The sequence below is a fragment of the Actinocorallia aurea genome (assembly GCF_054783995.1).
Genome location: NZ_BAAGPQ010000015.1, coordinates 108,179 through 127,462, shown reverse-complemented (window position 1 = coordinate 127,462; position 19,284 = coordinate 108,179). Strand labels below are relative to the sequence as shown.

Annotated in this window: 19 protein-coding genes; 12 read left to right on the top strand and 7 right to left on the bottom strand. The window is 71.8% G+C overall.

Going from position 1 to position 19,284, the window contains the following annotated elements:
• The first annotated feature begins 22 nt into the window (after positions 1-22).
• Positions 23-727 (top strand): gamma-glutamyl-gamma-aminobutyrate hydrolase family protein, encoded by a 705-nt coding sequence (locus ACYVOM_RS20275; protein WP_460304988.1) that lies wholly within the window; start codon positions 23-25, stop codon positions 725-727.
• Between the two features lie 4 nt (positions 728-731).
• On the opposite strand, the gene fdhD is transcribed toward ACYVOM_RS20275, so the two are convergent.
• Positions 732-1,526 (bottom strand): formate dehydrogenase accessory sulfurtransferase FdhD, encoded by a 795-nt coding sequence (fdhD, locus tag ACYVOM_RS20270; protein WP_460304987.1) that lies wholly within the window; start codon positions 1,524-1,526, stop codon positions 732-734.
• Positions 1,527-1,813: 287 nt separating this feature from the next.
• On the opposite strand from fdhD, the gene ACYVOM_RS20265 reads away from it, so the two are divergent.
• Genes ACYVOM_RS20265 through ACYVOM_RS20225 form a run of 9 tightly spaced genes read left to right on the top strand, consistent with a single transcriptional unit; the run spans position 1,814 to position 10,929 of the window.
• A complete protein-coding gene (locus ACYVOM_RS20265; protein ID WP_460304986.1) occupies positions 1,814-2,605 on the top strand; it encodes an MlaE family ABC transporter permease in 792 nt (263 codons plus the stop codon).
• A gap of 6 nt (positions 2,606-2,611) precedes the next feature.
• Positions 2,612-3,475 (top strand): ABC transporter permease, encoded by an 864-nt coding sequence (locus ACYVOM_RS20260; RefSeq protein WP_460304985.1) that lies wholly within the window; start codon positions 2,612-2,614, stop codon positions 3,473-3,475.
• On the top strand, positions 3,472-4,524 hold the full coding sequence (locus ACYVOM_RS20255) for an MlaD family protein (RefSeq protein ID WP_460304984.1): 1,053 nt from the start codon (positions 3,472-3,474) through the stop codon (positions 4,522-4,524). The genes ACYVOM_RS20260 and ACYVOM_RS20255 overlap by 4 nt, the downstream gene beginning before the upstream one ends.
• On the top strand, positions 4,524-5,579 hold the full coding sequence (locus ACYVOM_RS20250) for an MCE family protein (RefSeq protein ID WP_460304983.1): 1,056 nt from the start codon (positions 4,524-4,526) through the stop codon (positions 5,577-5,579). The genes ACYVOM_RS20255 and ACYVOM_RS20250 overlap by 1 nt, the downstream gene beginning before the upstream one ends.
• Positions 5,579-6,607 (top strand): MCE family protein, encoded by a 1,029-nt coding sequence (locus tag ACYVOM_RS20245; protein WP_460304982.1) that lies wholly within the window; start codon positions 5,579-5,581, stop codon positions 6,605-6,607. The genes ACYVOM_RS20250 and ACYVOM_RS20245 overlap by 1 nt, the downstream gene beginning before the upstream one ends.
• Complete coding sequence (locus ACYVOM_RS20240) at positions 6,604-7,686, top strand: MCE family protein (RefSeq protein WP_460304981.1); 1,083 nt, start codon at positions 6,604-6,606, stop codon at positions 7,684-7,686. Before ACYVOM_RS20245 ends, ACYVOM_RS20240 begins: the two co-directional genes overlap by 4 nt.
• On the top strand, positions 7,683-8,726 hold the full coding sequence (locus tag ACYVOM_RS20235; RefSeq protein WP_460304980.1) for an MCE family protein: 1,044 nt from the start codon (positions 7,683-7,685) through the stop codon (positions 8,724-8,726). The genes ACYVOM_RS20240 and ACYVOM_RS20235 overlap by 4 nt, the downstream gene beginning before the upstream one ends.
• Positions 8,726-10,015, top strand: coding sequence for an MCE family protein (locus ACYVOM_RS20230; protein ID WP_460304979.1), 1,290 nt, complete (start codon positions 8,726-8,728; stop codon positions 10,013-10,015). Before ACYVOM_RS20235 ends, ACYVOM_RS20230 begins: the two co-directional genes overlap by 1 nt.
• Before the next feature lie 14 nt (positions 10,016-10,029).
• Complete coding sequence (locus ACYVOM_RS20225; RefSeq protein WP_460304978.1) at positions 10,030-10,929, top strand: hypothetical protein; 900 nt, start codon at positions 10,030-10,032, stop codon at positions 10,927-10,929.
• Positions 10,930-10,977: 48 nt separating this feature from the next.
• Here ACYVOM_RS20225 and ACYVOM_RS20220 read toward each other — a convergent pair whose 3' ends face one another.
• On the bottom strand, positions 10,978-12,231 hold the full coding sequence (locus ACYVOM_RS20220; protein WP_460304977.1) for an acyltransferase family protein: 1,254 nt from the start codon (positions 12,229-12,231) through the stop codon (positions 10,978-10,980).
• A gap of 126 nt (positions 12,232-12,357) precedes the next feature.
• Here ACYVOM_RS20220 and ACYVOM_RS20215 point away from each other — a divergent pair, with 126 nt between their 5' ends.
• On the top strand, positions 12,358-14,424 hold the full coding sequence (locus tag ACYVOM_RS20215) for a hypothetical protein (RefSeq protein ID WP_460304976.1): 2,067 nt from the start codon (positions 12,358-12,360) through the stop codon (positions 14,422-14,424).
• Between the two features lie 39 nt (positions 14,425-14,463).
• Here the strand turns inward: ACYVOM_RS20215 and ACYVOM_RS20210 are convergent, their stop codons facing one another.
• Entirely contained in the window at positions 14,464-15,162 is a 699-nt protein-coding gene (locus ACYVOM_RS20210) for a gamma-glutamyl-gamma-aminobutyrate hydrolase family protein (protein ID WP_460304975.1), read from the bottom strand.
• A gap of 330 nt (positions 15,163-15,492) precedes the next feature.
• Between ACYVOM_RS20210 and ACYVOM_RS20205 the strand changes: the two genes are divergently transcribed.
• Positions 15,493-16,446 carry a hypothetical protein gene (locus ACYVOM_RS20205; RefSeq protein ID WP_460304974.1) on the top strand — a complete coding sequence of 318 codons (954 nt, stop codon included), beginning with the start codon at positions 15,493-15,495 and terminating at the stop codon, positions 16,444-16,446.
• Positions 16,447-16,461: 15 nt separating this feature from the next.
• On the opposite strand, the gene ACYVOM_RS20200 is transcribed toward ACYVOM_RS20205, so the two are convergent.
• From ACYVOM_RS20200 to ACYVOM_RS20185, 4 genes are all read right to left on the bottom strand, one after another.
• Positions 16,462-17,319, bottom strand: coding sequence for an acyl-CoA thioesterase (locus tag ACYVOM_RS20200; RefSeq protein WP_460304973.1), 858 nt, complete (start codon positions 17,317-17,319; stop codon positions 16,462-16,464).
• A complete protein-coding gene (locus ACYVOM_RS20195; RefSeq protein WP_460304972.1) occupies positions 17,316-17,717 on the bottom strand; it encodes a DUF427 domain-containing protein in 402 nt (133 codons plus the stop codon). The genes ACYVOM_RS20200 and ACYVOM_RS20195 overlap by 4 nt, the downstream gene beginning before the upstream one ends.
• Positions 17,718-17,808: 91 nt before the next feature.
• Complete coding sequence (locus ACYVOM_RS20190) at positions 17,809-19,068, bottom strand: cytochrome P450 (protein ID WP_460304971.1); 1,260 nt, start codon at positions 19,066-19,068, stop codon at positions 17,809-17,811.
• A 1-nt stretch (position 19,069) separates the two neighbouring features.
• Complete coding sequence (locus ACYVOM_RS20185; RefSeq protein WP_460304970.1) at positions 19,070-19,273, bottom strand: ferredoxin; 204 nt, start codon at positions 19,271-19,273, stop codon at positions 19,070-19,072.
• Positions 19,274-19,284: the final 11 nt, after the last annotated feature.

Sequence of the window (19,284 nt, the reverse complement as noted above, 5' to 3'; positions counted from 1 at the left end):
CCCCAGGGACAAGGGAGGCGCTATGACTCGTCCGCTGATCGGGGTCACGACCTACCAGGAAGCCGCCCGCTGGGGTGTGTGGGTCCGTGAGGCGGCCCTGCTCGCGGTGGCGTATCCGCGCTCGGTCGAGCGCGCCGGGGGCGTCCCGGTGATGCTGCCGCCGCTCGCCGAACTCGACGCGGTCCCCGGCCTCCTCGCCCGGCTCGACGCCGTGGTCGTCGCGGGCGGTCCGGACGTCGACCCGTCCCGGTACGGCGCGCGCCCGCACCAGCGGACGGGCGAGCCGAACCAGGCGCGCGACAGATACGAGTCGGCGCTCCTGCGCGCGGCGGTCGAGGCGGGCACCCCGTTCCTGGCCGTCTGCCGGGGCATGCAGCTCCTGAACGTCGTGCGCGGCGGCACCCTGATCCAGCATCTGCCGGACAAGGTGGGCCATGAAGGTCACGCCCCGGTCGTGGGAAGGTTCTCCCGCCACCGCGTCCGCATCGACCCGCGGAGCCGCACGGGCAAGGCGATGGGCGAGCTCGTCGACGTCCCCACCTACCATCACCAGGCCATCGACCGCCTGGGCGCGGGCCTCGTCCCGGTCGCCTGGGCCGCCGACGACGTCATCGAGGCCGTGGAGCTCCCCGACCACCCCTTCGCCGTGGCGGTCCAATGGCATCCCGAGGAGGGCGAGGACCTGAGCCTCTTCCAGGCCCTCGTCGCGGAGTGCGCGAGGGACTGAGCGCTCACCCCTTCAGGCGGTCGGGGCGGGTGTAGACGTTGAAGGTGGGAGGGCGGAGGAAGCCCGCCAGGGTCAGGCCCGCTTCCTCGGCGAGGGAGACGGCCAGGGAGGACGGGGCCGAGACCGCGGCGAGGACGGGGATGCCGGCCATCCAGGCCTTCTGGGTGAGTTCGAAGGAGGCCCGGCCGCTCACCAGGAGGATGTGCTCGCGCAGGGGGAGAAGGCCCTCTTTGAGGGCGTGGCCGACGATCTTGTCGACGGCGTTGTGGCGGCCGACGTCCTCGCGCAGGCAGCGCAGTTCGCCTTCGGCGGTGAACAGGCCCGCCGCGTGCAGGCCCCCGGTGCTGGAGAACACCTTCTGCGCCTCGCGCAGCACGCCGGGAAGCGACGTCAGCACCTCCGGCGAGATCTTGACGGGGTCGGCCGCGACGTCGAAGGGCGCGCGCCGGGCGAGGTCGCCGATCGTGTTCGTGCCGCACACCCCGCACGCGGACGTCGTGGTGAAGGCGCGCACCGGTCCCTCGTAGGGGCGGTCGAGCGCGACGTCGACGATGTTGAACTCGTCGTCGCCGCAGGATTTCATCGCCTTCAGCTGCGTCGGTTCGGAGATGACGCCCTCGGCGTGCAGGAATCCGGCCACGAGGTCGAAGTCGGCGCCGGGGGTGCGCATGGTGACCGTCAGGGGGCGGCCCGCTATCCGGATCTCCAGGGGCTCTTCCACCGCGAGCATGTCGACCCGCTCGGTGCTGCCCTGTCCCGTCCAGCGGTCTATCCGCCGCCGCTCGGTCACCCGTCCCACGTCCGCCTCTCCTCCCGCCCGCCGCGCGGTCCGGCGCGTGCCGGACGCGGTGCGACGTGCGCGTTCGCTCTCACCCCCAGCGTAGAGGGGACGGGGCGGTGTGGCCGGGGTCGGCCTCGTGGGGCGCGGACCGGTGCAGGCCGACGAGACAAGTGGTAGTCCTGATGCCCTGAATCCTCCGCCTTCCTTCATCTATTGGATGAAAGGTCTTGTGGCTCGAGTGTGACGCGCGTTACGGTACCAAGCGCTTGGTCAGTAAACGGATCATTACTCCCGAGGGGTGGCCCATGGCGAGTGTGCCCGTGATGGTCACCGCACGAATGCGCGGCGTGCTCACCCAGATAGGCGAGCTGTTCACCATCGCGCTCGAAGGCCTCAGGCGAACCTGGGACGTTCGCAACTGGTTCTGGGAATTCGTCGAGCAATGCTGGTTCCTGGCGCGCGTGACGACCCTCCCGGTCATCCTCATCGCGCTGCCGCTGGGCGCCACCGTCGCGCTCCAGGTCGGCGACCTGGCCGGCCAGCTCGGCGCCCAGTCGGCGACCGGAGGCGCGGTCGTCGTCGGCCTCGTCCGCGAGGTCGCCCCGATCGCCGCCGCGCTCATCATCGCGGGCGCCGGCGGCTCGGCCATGACCTCCGACATGGGGGCCCGCCGCATCCGCGACGAGCTGTCGGCCATGGAGGTGATGGCCGTCAACCCCATCCACCGGCTCGTCACCCCGCGCATGTGGGCGGCCAGCCTCGTCTCGACGATGCTGTCGTCGCTGGTCATCCTGTCCGGCGCGGTCGGCGGGTTCTTCTTCAACGTGCTGCTCCAGGGCGTCACACCCGGCGCCTACTTCGACGGCGCGCTGGGCCTGCTCCAGATCTCCGACCTCGTGGTCACCCTGCTCAAGGCGTGGCTGTTCGGCCTCATCGCCGCGATGGTCGCCTGCTACAAGGGCATGACCTGCGAGCAGAGCCCGGTCGGGGTCGGCCGGGCGGTCAACCAGGGGACGGTCGTCGCGCTGCTCCTCGTGTTCGGCTTCAACTACGTGATCACCACGATCTACGTGATCGCCTTTCCCCCGAAAGTCTGAGGCTGGATGCTGACGAACGTTCCCCGCAAGGCCGCGCTCGGCGCGGTCCGCGGCTCCACGGTCGCCGTCGAGCGGTTCGCGGGGCTGTCCGGATGGCCGCTGTTCCTCGGCCGCGTCCTGCTGTACTGCGTCCGCGACATCCTGTTCCGGTTCAAGTACGCCAAGACCGTGGCCCACCACGTCAGCGACATCGTCATCGGCGTCGGCGGCACCGTCGTCGGCGGCGGCATGGTGTTCGTGACGTTCACGATGTCGCTGTTCGTCGGCACCGAGGTCGGCCTGCAGGTCTACACCGGCCTGGAGGTCATCGGCGCCGAGTCCTTCATGGGCCTGGTCGGCAGCTTCATCAACGTCCGCGAGATCACCCCGATCATCGCCGCGATCGCCCTCGCCGCGCAGTGCGGCTCGGCGTTCACCGCGGAGCTCGGCGCGATGCGGATCAGCGAGGAGATCGACGCGCTGGAGGTGATGGGCATCAACTCCTTCGCCTATCTCATCTGCACCCGCGTCGTCGCCGCGCTCATCGCGCTGGTGCCGCTGTACCTCATCGCGCTCTTCGCCAGCTTCTTCGCCACCCGGTTCGTCTCCACCGAGTTCTTCGGGCTGGCCCCCGGCGTCTACGACTACTACTTCCACCTGTACCTGCCGCTGAAGGACCTCGCCTTCAGCGCGGTGAAGGTGGCGGTGTTCTCCTTCGCCGTCATCTCGATCCACTGCTACTACGGCTACAACGCCACGGGCGGGCCGGTCGGCGTGGGCACCGCGGCGGGACGGGCGATCCGGTTGTCGATCGTCATGATCGTCACGCTCAACCTGCTGCTGTCCTTCGTCTTCTGGGGCCAGGGCGGAACAGTGAGGCTCTCCGGATGACCGAACACTCCCTGGGCCGCAGGACGGCCATCGCCGCCGTCACCGTCCTGGTCACCGCGCTGCTGCTGTACCTGCTGATCGCCAAGCCCTACAAGGCCGAGGGCGACGAGTTCACGGCCGAGTTCGGCACCGCAGGGCAGGGCCTCGGCACGACCTCGCCCGTCAAGGTGCGCGGCATGCACATCGGGCGGGTCAGCGAGATCGAGCTGCTGCCGAACGGGCGGGCCCGCATCACGATGACGATGAACCCCGGCGTGCGCGTCCCCGACACCGCGACGGCGTCGCTCGAACCCGAGTCGGTGTTCGGCCCGAAGTTCATCAACCTCCTTCCGGGCGAGCACGAGAAGGGCGGCCCGTACCTGAAGGCCGGCACGGCGATCGCGAAGACGTCCGACCCGCGCGACCTCAACGACCTGCTCGCCGACGCCAACAAGGCGCTCGCCGCCCTCGACCCGGCGGACCTGGCGATCATCGTCGACGCGCTCGCGAACGGCCTCGCGGGGCAGGGCCCCGACCTGCGCGAGACCCTGGAGAGCGTCGAGGCGCTCGTCGAGGTCGCGCACGACAACCGCAAGAACGCCGAGACGTTCGTCGGCGACCTGGCCCGGCTCTCCCGCATCCGCGGCGCGAGCGACGACATCGCGACGATCGTCGCGGGCACCAACGCCGTCATCGAGACCGCCTCCCAGGGCGACGGGCGGCTCCGCTCGTTCGCCGAGTCGCTGGCCGGCGTCTCCGGCCTCGCCGCGCACGGCCTGAAGTCGCACGGCGGCGACCTGCGCGAGGGCTTCCACTCGGCCGAGCGGGCCGCCGGCGTCATCGACGCCCAGCTCGGAAGGCTCGGCCCCGGCCTGCGCACCATCGTCAACCTCCTGCCCGTCTACCGCGCGCTGGGCTGGCCGGAGGCTCCCGGCGGCAAGCGGATGCTGGCCGTCAAGGTCTACATCCCGGCCAACCCGTGCGCGATCATCATCGGCGTCTGCCCGAGCGACGCCACGGGCAAGAGCGCGGAGAAGCCGGGCAAGACCACCAAGAAGGGGGCCCGGTGATGACGGCGGTCAACGAGATGCGCCGGCAGCGCAGGTCGAACTTCGTGCGGCTCGCCGCGTTCTTCGCGGTGACGGGTCTGCTCACCTTCCTCATCGGCAGCCAGATCGCCCGGATCTCCTTCGACAGCGGCTACAAGCTCGTCGCGGTCTTCGACGACGCCACCGGCCTGATGCGCGGTGACGTCGTCAAGATCGCGGGCGCCCCGGTGGGCCGGGTCGACTCGATCGAGGTCGACAAGGGCAAGGCCGTGGTCGAGCTGAGCGTGCAGAAGAAGTTCCGGGTCCCGGCCGACAGCGAGGTCGCCATCCGCTGGCGCAGCGCGGTCGGCCAGCGGGTCGTCTACCTGATCCCCGGCACCTCGCCGGAGAAGATCAAGGACGGGACGAAGATCACCAAGACGCGGTCGGTCGTGGACATCGGCGAACTCGTCGACCAGCTCGCGCCGCTCGCGCGCAGCCTCGATCCCGAGCGGCTGAACCAGATCCTCACCGCGGTCTACGAGGCGATCGACGGCAACAAGGAGGAGGTCACCCAGCTGATCTCCGACGTGAACCAGCTCTCGTCCACGATCGCCGCGCGCCGCACGACGCTGAAGAACATGATCCAGGACTACACCGAGATCACCGAGGTCCTCGCCCGCCGCGATGACCAGATCCGGGACATGACCGACAACCTGGTGGAGCTGTCCGACGCGTTCGTGCGCAACCGGGAACTCCTCGACGACGCCCTCGTGGAGCTGTCGGAGACGTTCCAGACCTCCGACGCGCTGCTCACCGGCAACGGCGACGAACTCGACCAGGTGATCGGCGGGCTCGCCGTCGTCGCCGCGGGCGTCCAGCACAACCTCGGCGATGTCGAGGACGTGCTGAAGCTGACCGGGCCGAAGCTCCAGCGGCTCTTCTCGGTGTTCAACGCGGGCGAGTACGCCAAGGGCGGCGTCGCCTGCCTCACCCTGGTCGCCGGCCAGTGTCCCTACGAGGTCGTCCTCAAGGACTACTCGGGCAATCCGCAGGATCCCGGCCTCCTCCGCAAGATCCTGATCGGGGGCAGCTGATGGCGCTGAAGTCCTTCCGCGACAGGTCGCCGATCGTCGTCGGCCTCGTCTCGCTGACCACCGTCGCGGTGGTCATCGCCGCGACGTTCGCGATCGGCACGATGGGCCTGTTCAAGAGCCAGTACAAGATGAGCGGGATCTTCGCCGACACCGGCGACCTGAGCGACGGCAACGACGTGCTCGTCGCGGGCGTCCGGGTCGGCGAGGTGACCGGCGTCGAGCCCGACTTCCGGGCCGGGCACGTGCTGGTCACCTGGAAGGTCGACTCGGGGGTGGATCTCGGCCCCGAGACCCGCGCCGAGATCCGGATGACCAACATCCTCGGCGGCCGGTACCTGCGCCTCAGCGGACCGGTGTCCGAGCCCTACATGGAGGACCGGGACGAGGACGACCGGCGCATCCCGATCGAGCGCACCCAGATCCCCACGACCGTCAACGAGGTGCTCCAGGAGGGCACGACCGCGCTGAAGGGCCTGGACGCCGAGACGTTCGGCAAGGTCCTCGACAAGATCGGCGGGCTGCCGAAGGAGAGCCGCACCGAACTCGCGAACGCGCTCGGCAACCTCACCGACATCGCCGAGGAACTCCAAGGCGACGACGTCAAGATCGGCGAGCTGCTGGACAACAGCGAGCAGATCATCGGCACCATCAAGGACAAGGAGCACACGCTGTCGAACCTCGTCGACAACGTGATGACCCTCATCTCCACGCTGCGCAAGCGGCGCACCCAGCTCTCGCTGCTGCTCGGCTCCGGGTCCGCCACCGTCAAGTCGCTCGACACCCTGATCGCGGGCCAGCAGAAGGACCTGATCGGCGTCATCGACGACTTCAACAAGACGACCGACGCGCTCGACCCCCGCATGAAGGACCTCAACACCGCCCTGGCCTGGGCGGGCCCGGCCCTCACCGCGTTCACCAACACCGGCAACACCGGCAACTGGGTCGACACCATCTTCACCCAGATCGGCCAGCTGTCCCCCGCCGACCTGGCCAAGTTCAACGCCCTGATGAAGGAGGCGCGCAAATGAGACGGGCCTTCCCCGCGTGCGCCGCGCTCGTCCTGACGGTGTCGGCCGGCGGCTGCTCGGTCGTCGGAGGCGGCGGCTCCTACACGCTCACCGCCGACTTCGCCAAGACGCCCTCGCTGTACGAGGGGTCGCGCGTGAAGGTGATGGGCGCCGACGTGGGCACGATCGAGAAGATCGAGGTGGACAAGGCGACCGGAGGCGTCCGCGTCCAGGTGAGCGTCCGCTCCGACGTGCCGGTCCCCGCCGACGCCCGCGCGGCGATCCTCGCCACCAACACCATCGGCGAGCGCAACATCGTGCTGTACCCGCCGTGGAAGCCCGGGACGCCGGAGATCAAGGACGGCGCGGTGATCCCGCGCGAGCGCACCGACCTGCCCGTCGAGATCGACGAGGCGCTCGAGGCGTTCAGCGCGCTCGCCGACTCCGTCGACCCGGGCAAGCTCCGCGACACGTTCGAGGGCGGCGCCGACCTCGTCCGCGGCAAGGGCGACGAGATCAACGGCGGCCTCCAGACCGTCGGCGACCTCACCAGCGACCTCGCCGCCCAGGACAAGCGGCTGGTCAGCCTCGCGTCCGACCTGAACGACCTCGCCGCGTCCCTCAACGAGCGCGACGACAAGCTGAAGGCGCTGTTCACCGCGTTCAACGACGCGGGCGGCCTGCTCGCCGACGAACGCGACACCCTGCGCGGCTTCATCGGCGGCCTCGAAGCCGTCATCGAGAACGGCGACGTGCTCATCGAGGCCTACCACGAGAAGCTGCCGCAGACCGTCGCGGACGCCTCCGAGATCATCATGTCGATGAAGGCGAACTCCGGCGCGATGGCCGAGGCGATCGCCAAGCTCGCCAAGTTCACCGACGGTGTCGTGCGCGCCTACGACCCGAAGCGCAAGCTGCTCGTCGTCCGCCTCCAGATGAGCGGCATCGCCCGCACCTGGCTCCAGCCGCTGTGGACCGCGATGGGCTGGGGCCAGGTTCCCTGCCTGGACAAGCCGCTCGGCAACTGCAAGGTCAAGACGGTCGACAAGAAGGCCGAGGACTCCAAGAAGCCGAAGACGAAGAAGGCGGGTGGCTCGTGAGAAGACCCCTGCTCGCCGCGGCACTGGCCGTCGCCTGCACCGCGTGCTCGGTGCAGACGCTCGGCGCGCCCAAGGGCGGGTTCGAGTTCGAGGCGGAGTTCACCGACGTGCAGGCGCTCGTCGTCGGGCACAGCGTGCAGATCTCCGACGTGCGGGTCGGCACCGTCACCGGCGTGGAGTTGACCGACGGGTTCAAGGCGCACGTCACGATGGAGCTGGAGTCGGGCACGCCGCTCCCGCAGGGCGTCACCGCCTCGATCGCCAAGACCTCCCTGCTCGGCGAGAACTACGTGCGGATCACGCTCCCGACGGGCACGGCCATCGGGCAGGGGCCGACCCTCCAGGAGGGCACCGTCATCACCGAGACGTCCGTGCAGCCCGACCTGGAGAGCATCTCCGAGAAGGTCGGCCCGGTCCTCGCCGCGCTCGGCGGCCAGAACCTCAGCGAGATCGTCGAGGCGGTCGCCACGGCGGTCAACGGCAAGGGCCCCGAACTCAACAAGCTCATCAAGGACATCTCCGACATCGGCGACAGCTACGCGTCCGCCGGCAAGGACCTCCAGGACACCATCGACGGCCTGGCCCGGCTCGGCAACACCCTGGAGTCCAAGAAGGGCGACCTCGACGAGCTGCCCGGCCGCATCATCGTCGCCACCGACCGGATCGAGACCGACCGCAAGGAGCTCAAGGACGCCGTCACCGAACTCGTCGCCCTCGGCGAGCAGTTCAACGACAAGATCCAGACCCGCCACGCGGCCCGGCTGAAGACCCTCCTGACCAAGCTCGACCGCATCCTGAAGGCCATGATCCGCGGCAAGGAGACCCTCAAGCAGCTCATCAGGGGCCTCGACACCGGGCTGCTCGCGGCGCCGTCGCTGACCTACAAGAGCCAGGGCCTCATGCTCGTATGGCTCGCCGGGATCATCGGATTCGACTCCGACGCGAGCCACGTCACCGCCAATCAGGGCGAGGGCGCCCACGTCGACCTCACGACCAGCGCGGACCGGGCGCTGTCGCCCGTCGGCCAGAGGGAGCACTGATGCGGCCCAGAATCCTGATCAACCTCGTGTCGTTCGCGGTCCTCGGCGTCGTCCTCGTCGTCTGGGCGCTCACCAGCATCGTCACCGTCGACGCGCTGCGCCAGCCGTTCACCGTCGAGGCCGAGTTCGCCTCCTCGCCCGGCCTGCGCACCGACCTGGAGGTCGCCTACCTGGGCGTGCGGGTCGGCTCCGTCGACACCGTGCGGCTGGAGGAGGGCAAGGTCGTCGTCGCGATGCACATGGACAAGGGCGTGGAGGTCCCCTCGAACTCCGGCGCCGCGGTGCTGCGCAAGTCCGCGATCGGCGAGCCGTACATCGAGATCAGCCCGCCGCCGTCGTCGCCCGCGCGCTCCCTGCGCCAGGGCGACGTGATCCCGCTCGACCGCACCAAGGTCGCGGTCGAGTACAAGGCCCTGTTCGAAGGGGCGGGCGACCTGCTGAGCGCCGTCGACCCCGACGACGCCCAGACGCTCGTGCACGAACTGGCGACCGGCCTCGAAGGACGCGACACCACCATCCGCGACCTCCTCGGCGACGCCCACCAGCTCACCGGCACCCTCGCCGACAACGCCGAGACGCTCGACAGCCTCGCCAAGGAGCTCACCGAGCTGACCGGGATCCTCGCCGACGGGGGCCCCGAACTCGCCAACGGCCTCGACGGGCTCGCCACCGCCACCGGCGCGCTCTCCGAACGGCGCGAGGCGCTCAACACCATCCTGGAGAAGGGCCCCGGGTTCATGCGCGAGGTCAACGCGCTGCTGAACGAGTCCCGGCCCGGCCTGAGCTGCCTGCTGACGGCGCTCGGCACGCCCGCCCCGTCGGTGTTCACCCCCGCGGCGAGCCGGCAGCTCGGCCACGCCCTGGGCCTCGTGACGACCCGCTTCCCGAAGCTCGTCAAGAACGTCATCGAGAAGGGGCCGAACGGCGACTACGCCCGCGTCACCATGGTGATCACCGGCGGCGGTCCCGTCCCGGCCGCCAAGGAGTACACCGAGGACGCCAAGGGACCCAAGGCCCCGCGCCTGTACTACTGCACCAAGGCCTACGCGCCCGACGACCTCGAAGCCAAGACCGCCGCTCCCGGCGACAGCGCCACGGGGCAGCCCGCCAAGGCGGCCGGGCCGTTCACCGAGGTGGAGGCGCCCGACACCGCGCAGGCCGCGCCCGCGTCCGGAACCTCCGGCGTCGGACGCTGGCTGACCCTGATCCCGATCATCCTGGCCGCGGCGATCCTCGCCGTGACCGCCCGCCGCACCCTCCGCGTCGTCCGCAGGCGCGGCGGCCGCTAGCCCCAGGAGGCCCGATGAGCCAGACCGCACAGCAGACCGAGACCGACGCCGAGGAAGCCGTCGCGTCCGCCGATCCCGAAGCGCCCGAGACCGGGCCGCAGGAGGCCGAGGCGACCGCGGCGGAGGCGAAGACGGCCGGCACCGTCCAAGACGGCCAGAGCACGGAAGACGCTCCGGGCACGGAAGACGCCCTGGCAGACGAAGACGCCCCGGCCAAGAACGACGCTCCGGCGAAGGAAGACGCCGCGAGCAAAGCGGAGGTCCTGTCCTCACCGGCGGAGACGTTGGAGAGCGCGCGCAAGCGCCGTCTTCCGCGCGTCTCCCTGGACGGCAGGGTCACCGCGATCGTGGTGTTGCTGGCGCTGACCGCCTCGATCGTCACCGCGGCGTTCCTGTGGCGCGCGTGGTCCGGCGCCTCGGACGAGCTGGCCGGACAGCAGCAGGTGCGGACCCGCTCCGCCGAGGCCGTCACCGCCTTCCTGCGCTACGACGTCAAGGACCTCGACGCCTGGGACAAAACGCTCACGGCGCTGGCCGTGCCCGACTACCGGGCCACCATCAGCAACGCGCTGAAGGTGCAGTACCCGGTGATCACCCAGCTCGAGGCCACGTCGGAGGTCACCGTCCGCGACGTGTTCGTCAACGACTTCCAGGGACCCGTCGCCAAGGCCGTCGTCGTCGCCGACAGCCGGATCGTCAGCAAGGAGTTCATCCGCACCGTCACCGGCATGCGCCTGCTCGTCGAACTCCAGCGCCAGGGCGACGGCACCTGGCTGATGAACGGCCTCGGCGTCCTCGGCATCGACGAGGAGGGCTTCACCGACCCCTCGGGCAACCCCATCGACGCGCCCGCCGACGTCGAGGTCCCGAGCGTGCCCGAAACCTCGGCGGACACCGACGCCTCCGGCAACTGACGCCGGGCAGCCGACCGGCTCCTTGGCCGCGCGCTGGACGATCCTGTCCTAGCGCGCGGCCAACACGCGTTCCCGGACGGCGCCGTCCTCGGCCGCGGGCCGTGCCGTCAGGCGCTTGCCCCAACGCTGGAAGGGCAGCTCGATCCACCGGTGCGTCGCCCAGCTCAGCGCGAGGACGGCGGCGGTGAACGCGAGCAGCCACAGCGGCCGGAACGGGCCCGGAACCAGGTACTCGTGCGCCGGAAGCAACAGAACGGGGTGCACCAGGTACACCGAGAAGCTGATGGCGCCGAGCCGGGACAGCACGGTCGGGACACGGCGGTGGCGCACCGCCCATCCGGCCGCGAAGCTCAGCAGCGCGGCCGCCAGGGGCATGAGCCAGGAGGCGGAGAACTCCCGCACCCGCGCCTCGTCCAGGGCCGGGTAGCCGTGCAGCAGCCCCGCGGCGACGGTGCATCCGGCCACCGCGGCCGTCGCGGCGACCGCGGGCAGGCGGCGGCCGCCGTGCTCGGCGCGGTACAGCGCGGTGCCGAGGAACATCACGGCGAGGACCGAGATGCTCTCCCAGGTCCCGGCGCGGCTGTTGCCCAGCACGAGGCAGAGGCCGAGCAGCCCGCCCAGGACGGCCCCCGCGCGGGCGAGCGCGGGCCGTCCCGAGACCGAGGCGGCGACGGCAGCCGCCATCACCGCGAGCGCGCCCCACACGACGGGCGCGATGCCCACCGTTTCCGACAGCGCCTTCTGGGTGAGCACACCGCCCAGCGCGAGGGCCCCCACCGCGAGGGCGACGGCCGACGCCGCTGACGCCCGGTGCCACCCCGAGACGAACAGCGCGGCCACCAGCAGGTAGAAGACCATCTCGTAGGACAGGGTCCACAGGACATTGAGCGCGCTGGGCACGTTCAGCAGGTCCTGGAGCATCGTGAGATGTGCGACGACGGCCGCGGCCGCGCCCCCGTCGTCGATGCCGCCGTGCAGGTGCCACGCGCCGAACGCGACGGGCAGCGCGGTCGCCGCGAGGCACACCAGCAACAGCGGGTAGATCCGCGTGGCCCGGCCGATCCAGAACACGCGAAGGTCGCCGTGCCGCTCCAGCGACGCCGGGATGATGTACCCGCTGATAAGGAAGAAGAGCAGTACTCCGTATTTGCCGGGATTGAGCCAGTAATTCACCCAGGTGGCCTGATAGGGCGCGAAATAGCTCGCACCGTGGTGCACCGCCACGATGAGGGCCGCGAGGCCGCGCAGCATGTCGAGCCAGCCGAGCCGGACGGAGGAGGGGCGGGCCGTCGCGTGAGGCATCCCGACACCCTAGGCGCTCGATAAGGTCGCGGGAAGGCGCTGACGGAATTCTCACGTTCGCCTGAGACGCCGCCGCGGTCCGCGGAAGCGATCGGCCGCCCCCTCACACTGGGATATTTTTGAGACATGCGCGCCGAGGCAGAAACCCAGCACCGGATCTCCTCCGGATACGCCGCTCTCGTGGCGCTCTACCAACTCCTCCAGGCCCGCGGGCGCGAGCCGGGGGCCGCCCCGTCCGCCGACTGGGCCGCCCGGCTCGCGGTCCTGCGCGTCCTGCGCGAAGGCGACCTTCCGGGCAGCCGCGCCGCGCTGGCCGACGCGCTCCTCGCGCCCGCCGAGCGCAGCGTCGCCGACGTCGCGGTGAGCACCCGGCCGGAGCGGCTCGGCGAACTCGTCGCCGAGTCGGTGCGGCTGGGGGAGCGGGTCCTGTTCTTCGGCGCCCCCGAGTCACTGCCCGAGAACCTCCTCGCCGTCGGCCCGGACGGAGCGCCCGTGGGCCCCGCGTGGGCCCGGGAGCTCGAAGCGCTGGAGGCGGGCTTCAAGGCGCTCGACCGGATGCACGCCGACGCCGGCGCGCTCGGCCGCGCCCGCGCCGCCCGCGAGGCCGACGAGAAGGCCGCCGCCGAAGGCCGCGTCGGACTCACCGCGGCGATCGACGCGGCGCTCGGGGACAAGGCGCAGGCCCGCGCCGCGGCCGACCACGCCACCCGCGCGCTGGACAACGCCACCGTGGAGGAGCAGGAGGCCGCCGCCGAAGCCGCCGCCCGCCTGGAGTCCTTCAGCGCCGCCAAGGCCGTCGCCGACGAGGCCGCCGACGCCTTCGCCCAGGCCGACCAGGCCGCGCGCGCCGCCCACCAGCGGGCGCTTTCCCTGGAGCAGCGCCTTGCCGCCGCCAGGGCACAGGTCGCCGGGGCCGAGCAGGCCGAGATCGACCTCGGCCGCCGCCTGGACGAGGCGCGCGAGCGGCTTCCCGAGGCGACCGCGGAGGCCGAGCGAGCCTCGGCCGACGCCACCGAGGCCGAGGCCCTCGCCCACGCCACCTATTACAGGCTGGCGAGCGCGGAGTCCTCGCTCGCCGCGGTCCGCAAGCGGCAGAGCATCACGCAGCGCCTGCACCTGACCCAGGCCAGCTCGGAGGTCGCCGACAAGCGCGCCGCCGTCGCCTCGCAGCGGCTGGAGAACGAGCAGGCCCAGGCCCGCGCCGTCGAACTGCACGCCGCGAGGCAGCGCGCGGAGGGCGAGCGCGCCGGGCTCGAGGCGTTCCTGGAGGGCGGCGACCGCGAGATCGGCGCGGCCCGCGAGGCGCGCCGCCAGGCCATGGAGGAGATCCCGCGCCTGGAGGAGCAACTGCTCCCGGCGCGCACCGAGCAGGAGACGCTGGCCGGCGCCGCGGCCCGGGCCGCGGAGCGCGCCCGCGCCGCCGCCGAGCCCGCCGACGAGGCCCGTGCCCACGGCATCGCCGCCGAGGAACGCCTCGCCGCCGCCCGCGCCGCGCTCGCCGCCGCCGAGAAGAACGCGGGCGAGACGGCCCGCGCCGTGGCCGTCACCACGCAGACCCTCATCGCCGCCGAGGCGGCCCTCGCCGACCTGGAGAAGACCATCACCGCCGACGCCAGCCGCCTGCGCCGCGCGGAGGAGAGCGCGCGCGAGGCGCTCCAGGCGAGCAGCGAGGAGGCCGCCGAGATGCTCGGCGGCGAGACCGAGGAGGCCTGGCGCGCCACCGCCGAAGTCCGCCGGGATCTCTTGACGGGCCGTCCCGCCGAAGCCGCCCGGATCACCTGCGCCGGCCCCGACCGGGTGCCGCAGGGGACCTGGGACGTCCTGTTCGTCGCCGAAGCCTCTTCGGCCACCGACGGGGACTTCCTCCTCGGGGCCGTGCACACCCGCCGCCAGGTCCTGAGCTCCGCCCCGGATGCCCCCGGCCCCGTTCCCGACCCTGCCTTCCGCCTCCTCCTCGACGCCCTGTCCGTCCTCGGAGGCGTCCGGCAGGACCCCGACCGCGAGACCGCCGCCGAGATCGAGCGCCTCACGACCTCCGGCCTGTGGGACGCCCTCTACGCCGAGCCGTACGCGAAGATCGTCCGCCGCCTCACTTCCCTGGGCCTCCCACCGGCCGACGCCTTGGACGACGCCGTCACCGAGCGTCTGGAGACCTCGGTCTTCACCCGCTGCCTTGCGGCCTCGCCGGGCTGAGGAAGGGCGCGGCTGCGCCTGACGACGCCTACCGAACCGTCAGCCTTCGCCGGCGGCGGCGCGGACGAAGGCGGCGAAGAGGTCCTGCTGGGCCTGGTCCGCCGCGGCGGTGTCCTCCGGATGCCATTGCACCGCCAGGAGCCATCCCCCGGCGTCGCGGCGCTCCACGGCCTCCACGGTGCCGTCGGCGGCGCGCGCGGTGACGGTGAGCCCGGCACCGAGCGTCGCGACCGCCTGGTGGTGGAAGCAGGAGACCGCGAGCGCCCTTTCCGCCGCGGTCTTCGCGAGCAGCGAGCCGGGCTCGGCCGCCACCTCGTGCGCGAACGCCATGTGGTCGGGCTCCAGGTGCTGGCGCAGCGTGCCGCCCGCGGCGACGTTCACCACCTGCAGGCCCCGGCAGATCGCCAGGGCGGGCAGCCCGGACGCCAGGGCGTGCTCGGCGGCGGCGAGGTCGAACGCGTCCTGGGCGTCGTCGACCCCGTACACGCGGTCGTGCGTCTCGGCGGCGCCGTACCGGGACGGCGCCAGATCGCCGCCGCCGGGCAGCAGCAGTCCGTCGCACCTGCGCAGCCGCCCCGCCGCCTCCCGCGGCGCGTCCGGAAGCATGACGAACGGCTCACCGCCCACCCGCCACACCGCCTCCGCGACCGCCCGCGCCGCGACCACCCCGGCGTAACGCAACGCGCTGGCACTCGCGGAGAAGCGCGCTGGAATCGCGATCAGAGGGCGTTCCTGCACGGCGCCGTCCAAGGGGTGCGGGGAAGCGGACGCCCCGACCCTACGCACGGCTCCCGTTCGGCGACCCGGAACCCGTCCGGCGTCCCACCCGGTGGCACGTCGGTCCGGAGCCTTGCATCGGCGCAGCACGCACGAGATCCATCCGTAAGCTTTTTCATACAGTAGTACTGTAAAAATCTTATGCCGTACAAGTGTGTGAGAAAGGGGGTTCGCACGGGGCGTGGGCGCGAGTAGGCGCCTGCCGGCCCACCCGAGCCGGTCGGGGAGGCGGAGCGGGTGCGCTCGACGGGGCGAGTTGCCGGGGAAGGGCGGGGAGGGCAGGCTCGGGGGGTGATCGATGCGCGCAAGGCCGCCCGGGAGCTGGCCGAGGATCTGCTGTTCCCCGACGCGGCGCGGGTGGACCGGCTGGACCTGCTGCCCGCGGAGCATTGCGCCGCGCTCGCGGAACGAGGGCTGTACGGCCTCTCGGTGAACGAGACGCCCGAGGTGTACCAGGACGTCCTGGAGATCCTCGCCGGGGGCTGCCTCGCCACCGCGTTCGTCTGGCTGCAGCACGCCGGGCTGGCGAAGGCGCTCGCCGGATTCGGGACGCATCCGGAACTGCTCGCCGACCTGCGTGCGGGACGGGTCAAGGCAGGGGTCGCGCTGGGCGGGCTCTGGCCCGACGCCCCGCTGCGCGCCCGCACTGACGGCGACGGCATCGTCCTCGACGGGGCGTCCCCGTGGTTCACCGGATGGGGCATCGTCGACGTGTTCCTCGTGGCCGTCCGCGACGAGGCCGACCGCATCCGCTGGATGCACCTCGACGCCCGGGCCGGCGCGTCCCTGCGCGCGGAGGCGCTCGACCTGACCGCGGCGCGCGCCAGCGGTACCGTCCGCCTCGCCTTCGACGGCCTGCGCGTGCCCGCCGACCGCCTCATCGGCGCCGAACCGTCCCAGGGCCTCGCCCAGCGCGACCGGGCGGCCCTGCGCACCAACGGCTACCTCGCCCTGGGCGTCGCGGCCCGCTGTGCCGCGCTGATCGGGCCGAGCCCGTGGGACGCCCGCGTGGCCGCGGTCCGCGCCCGGCTCGCCGCCGCGGAGCCCGTCGGCCTCCCCGCGGCCCGCGCCGCCGCGTCCGAGCTCGCCGCACGAGCGGCGGCCGCCCTGACCGTCGCGCAGGGGAGCGGCTCGGTCCTGCGCGGCAGCCACCCGGAGCGCCTCACCCGTGAAGCCGCCTTCCTCCTGGTCTTCGCCACGCGCCCGTCCATCCGCGAAGCCCTTGCCGCCCGCCTTGGCGACTGACCCTTCGCCGCGTCGTCAGAAGCGGGAGGCGGTGGGGATGGAGGCCGCGCGTGCGTCGAGGGCGCGGATCATGGCGTCCTGAGTGAAGGAGGCCATGAGGCGGCCTTCACGGGTGAGGATCTGGCCGCGTACGTGGGACATGCCCGCGCCGGTGTAAGCGCTCTCGTGGTGGTAGCGGATCCAACCGTCCCAGCCGACGGGCTCGTGGAAGTGCACCGAGATGGCCAGCGGCGCCGTCGAGAGGGTGTGGTGGGCCTGGGCCGCGCCGACACCGGGGTGGGCGCGCAGCGTCGTCGCGACCGACAGGTGGCCGGTGAAGTGGGCGAGGAGGGCGCGCCGCAGGTCGTCGCGGACCGGAACCGGGTCGTAGTGCAGCCAGGCGTTCAGGAGGGGCGGGCCGACTTCCGCGGGATCGCCCCGGTCCCGTACCCCTTCCAGGCGCAGCTCGCGGCCTTCGAGGGGCATGGGGGAGGGGAAAGCCGAGTCGGGGCCTTCGGGAGCGGGTCCCGTCCATCCGTCGTGCCGGACGACGTCGGGCTGCGGGCGGTCCAGGAGAAGGGTGACCGTCGTCTTGGGCGCGCCGTCTTGGGTGGCTGTCACCGCCGCGAAGACGAACTGCCCGCCTTCGCGGAACGGCGCGACGGTGAAGGTCAGCGGCTTCTCAGGCCGCGCGGCGGAGGCGAACATCGCGTGCGCCGTCCGGACGGTGAGGCCCGGGAACGCCTTGGCCGCGGCCACCACCGACTGGGCCAGGACCTGGCTTCCGTCGACGATCTGACGCCCGCCCCCGTCCGACGGCGCCGCCTCGAAGACGCGGTTCTCCGGGCCTGAAGGGGCGACGTCGAAGGCGGCGAGGAGTTCGAGGAGCGTCATCGGTGCGTTCCCGTGTAGGTGCCCTTGCCGATCGAGACGGCCACCTTGTCCTGGTCGAAAGCCAGGTGACCGGCGATCCGGGCGACCTCGGGGAAGGGGTCGGGGTAGCTCCACGCCACCCACTCGGCGTCGCCTTCGACGGCCCGCCAGTAGACCGCCTCGCCCTTGAAGGGGCAGACGCTCCGGAGGCCGATCGGCTCCAGCCGGGAGAAGTCGACGTCCCCGGGCGGGAAGTAGACGGCGAGGCCGTGGTCCTGCTCGTCCACGATCAGGCAGGACGAGCTGCGCGCCAGGGGCACTGCGCCGAAGGAGGCCGTGAAGACGTTCGTCCTGGCCAGGATGTCGACGCGGTAGTCCGGCCGCTTGCCCCACAGGGACCGAACGGTGTCCGTACCCATGGTAGAACCTCGCTCTCGTAAAGGGAGAACCAGCTTTGCCATGGGATCATCCCGGGCCCGGTCCTGGCAAGACCGGGCCCGGGGGCGCCCGTCAGCCGATCCGCACGGGCAGCGACCGCGGCCCGCGCACCTGCCCCGTCGCCCACCTGACGGCGGCGGGATCGGCGAGCGAGAACGCCGGGATCCGCTCCAGCCACACCTCCAACGCCACCCTCAGCTCCATCCGCGCCAGATGCGAGCCGACGCACCGGTGGATGCCGAGGCCGAACGCCGCGTGCCGGTTCACCTCCCGGTCGATGACGACCTCGGCGGCCCTCTCGAACTGGGCAGGGTCCCGGTTGGCGGCCGGGAACGACAGCAGGATCCAGTCCTCGGCCTTCATCTCCAGCCCGTGCCAGGTCATGTCCTCCTTGACCAGCCGGGCCATCGTGACGGGGGCGTAGGCGCGCAGGAACTCCTCCATCGCCGTCGGGAGCAGCGAAGGCTCGGCGACGAGGCGGGCCCGGTCGGCGGGGGTCTTGGCCAGGTGCCAGAGGGACGCGCCGATGGCGCTCCACGTGGTGTCGATGCCCGCGATGAGCAGAAGGCCGATCGTCCCGGCGACGTGCGCGGGGCTGAGCGGCTGTCCGCCGAGTTCCACGTCGATGAGGTAGCTCGTCAGGTCGTCGCGTGGGTTCTCGACGTGGTCCTGGATCTGCGCGTACAGGTAGTCGAACAGCACGGAGATCTTCGCGCCGCGCTTCTCCGGCGGAAGGTTCACCCCTTCCAGGACGTCCTCGACGAACGCCCGGAACTTCGGCCCGTCCTCGGGCGGGAAGCCCAGCATGTCGGCGATGACCCGCATCGGGATGTGCTGTGCGTACTCGGTGGCCGCGTCCACGACGTCGTGCCCGGCCAGGCCGTCGATGAGCGCGTGGCAGAACGCCCGCGTCGCCTCCTCGCGGCGGGCCACCGCGGACTTGGTGAACGCCGGGAGCAGCAGCTTGCGCGCGCCCTGGTGGAACGGCGGGTCCGAGGAGATCGGCGGGATCGCGCCGACGGGTGCGAGCCCGCGCGAAGGCCGGTAGCTGCCTACGACGATCGCCCGCGAGCTGAACCGCTCGGTGTCGTAGGCGATCTCGGCGACGTCCTCGTAGCGCGTCGGCAGCCACGCGCCGCCGAAACGCTCGGTCCGCGCGACCGGGCAGCGGCCGCGAAGGTCGTCCTGGATGCGGTACGGGTCGGCGGCCCACTCCTGTTCAAGGTGGGAGAAGTCCGTCGCCCAGTCCTCGACCGGCCCGGTGACGATCTCCGCCATCGTCCCCTGGCCGGTGGGCCGGCCCTGCTTGGAGAACCGCTCGGCGTCGGCCATCTCAGCCCTCCTCGGTGAGCACGACGGCCCGCTCGGGGCAGTTCACCGCGGCCCGCCGCGCGACGGGCGACGCCTCGGGCGGGACCACGCCGCCGGGAAGCAGGACGGTTCCGTAGCCTTCGTCGTCCTCGCCGAACACCTCCGGCGCGAGGTCGTAGCACCTGCCGTGCCCTTGGCAGAGCCCGGCATCGATCCGCACTTTCATACGGTCCCCCT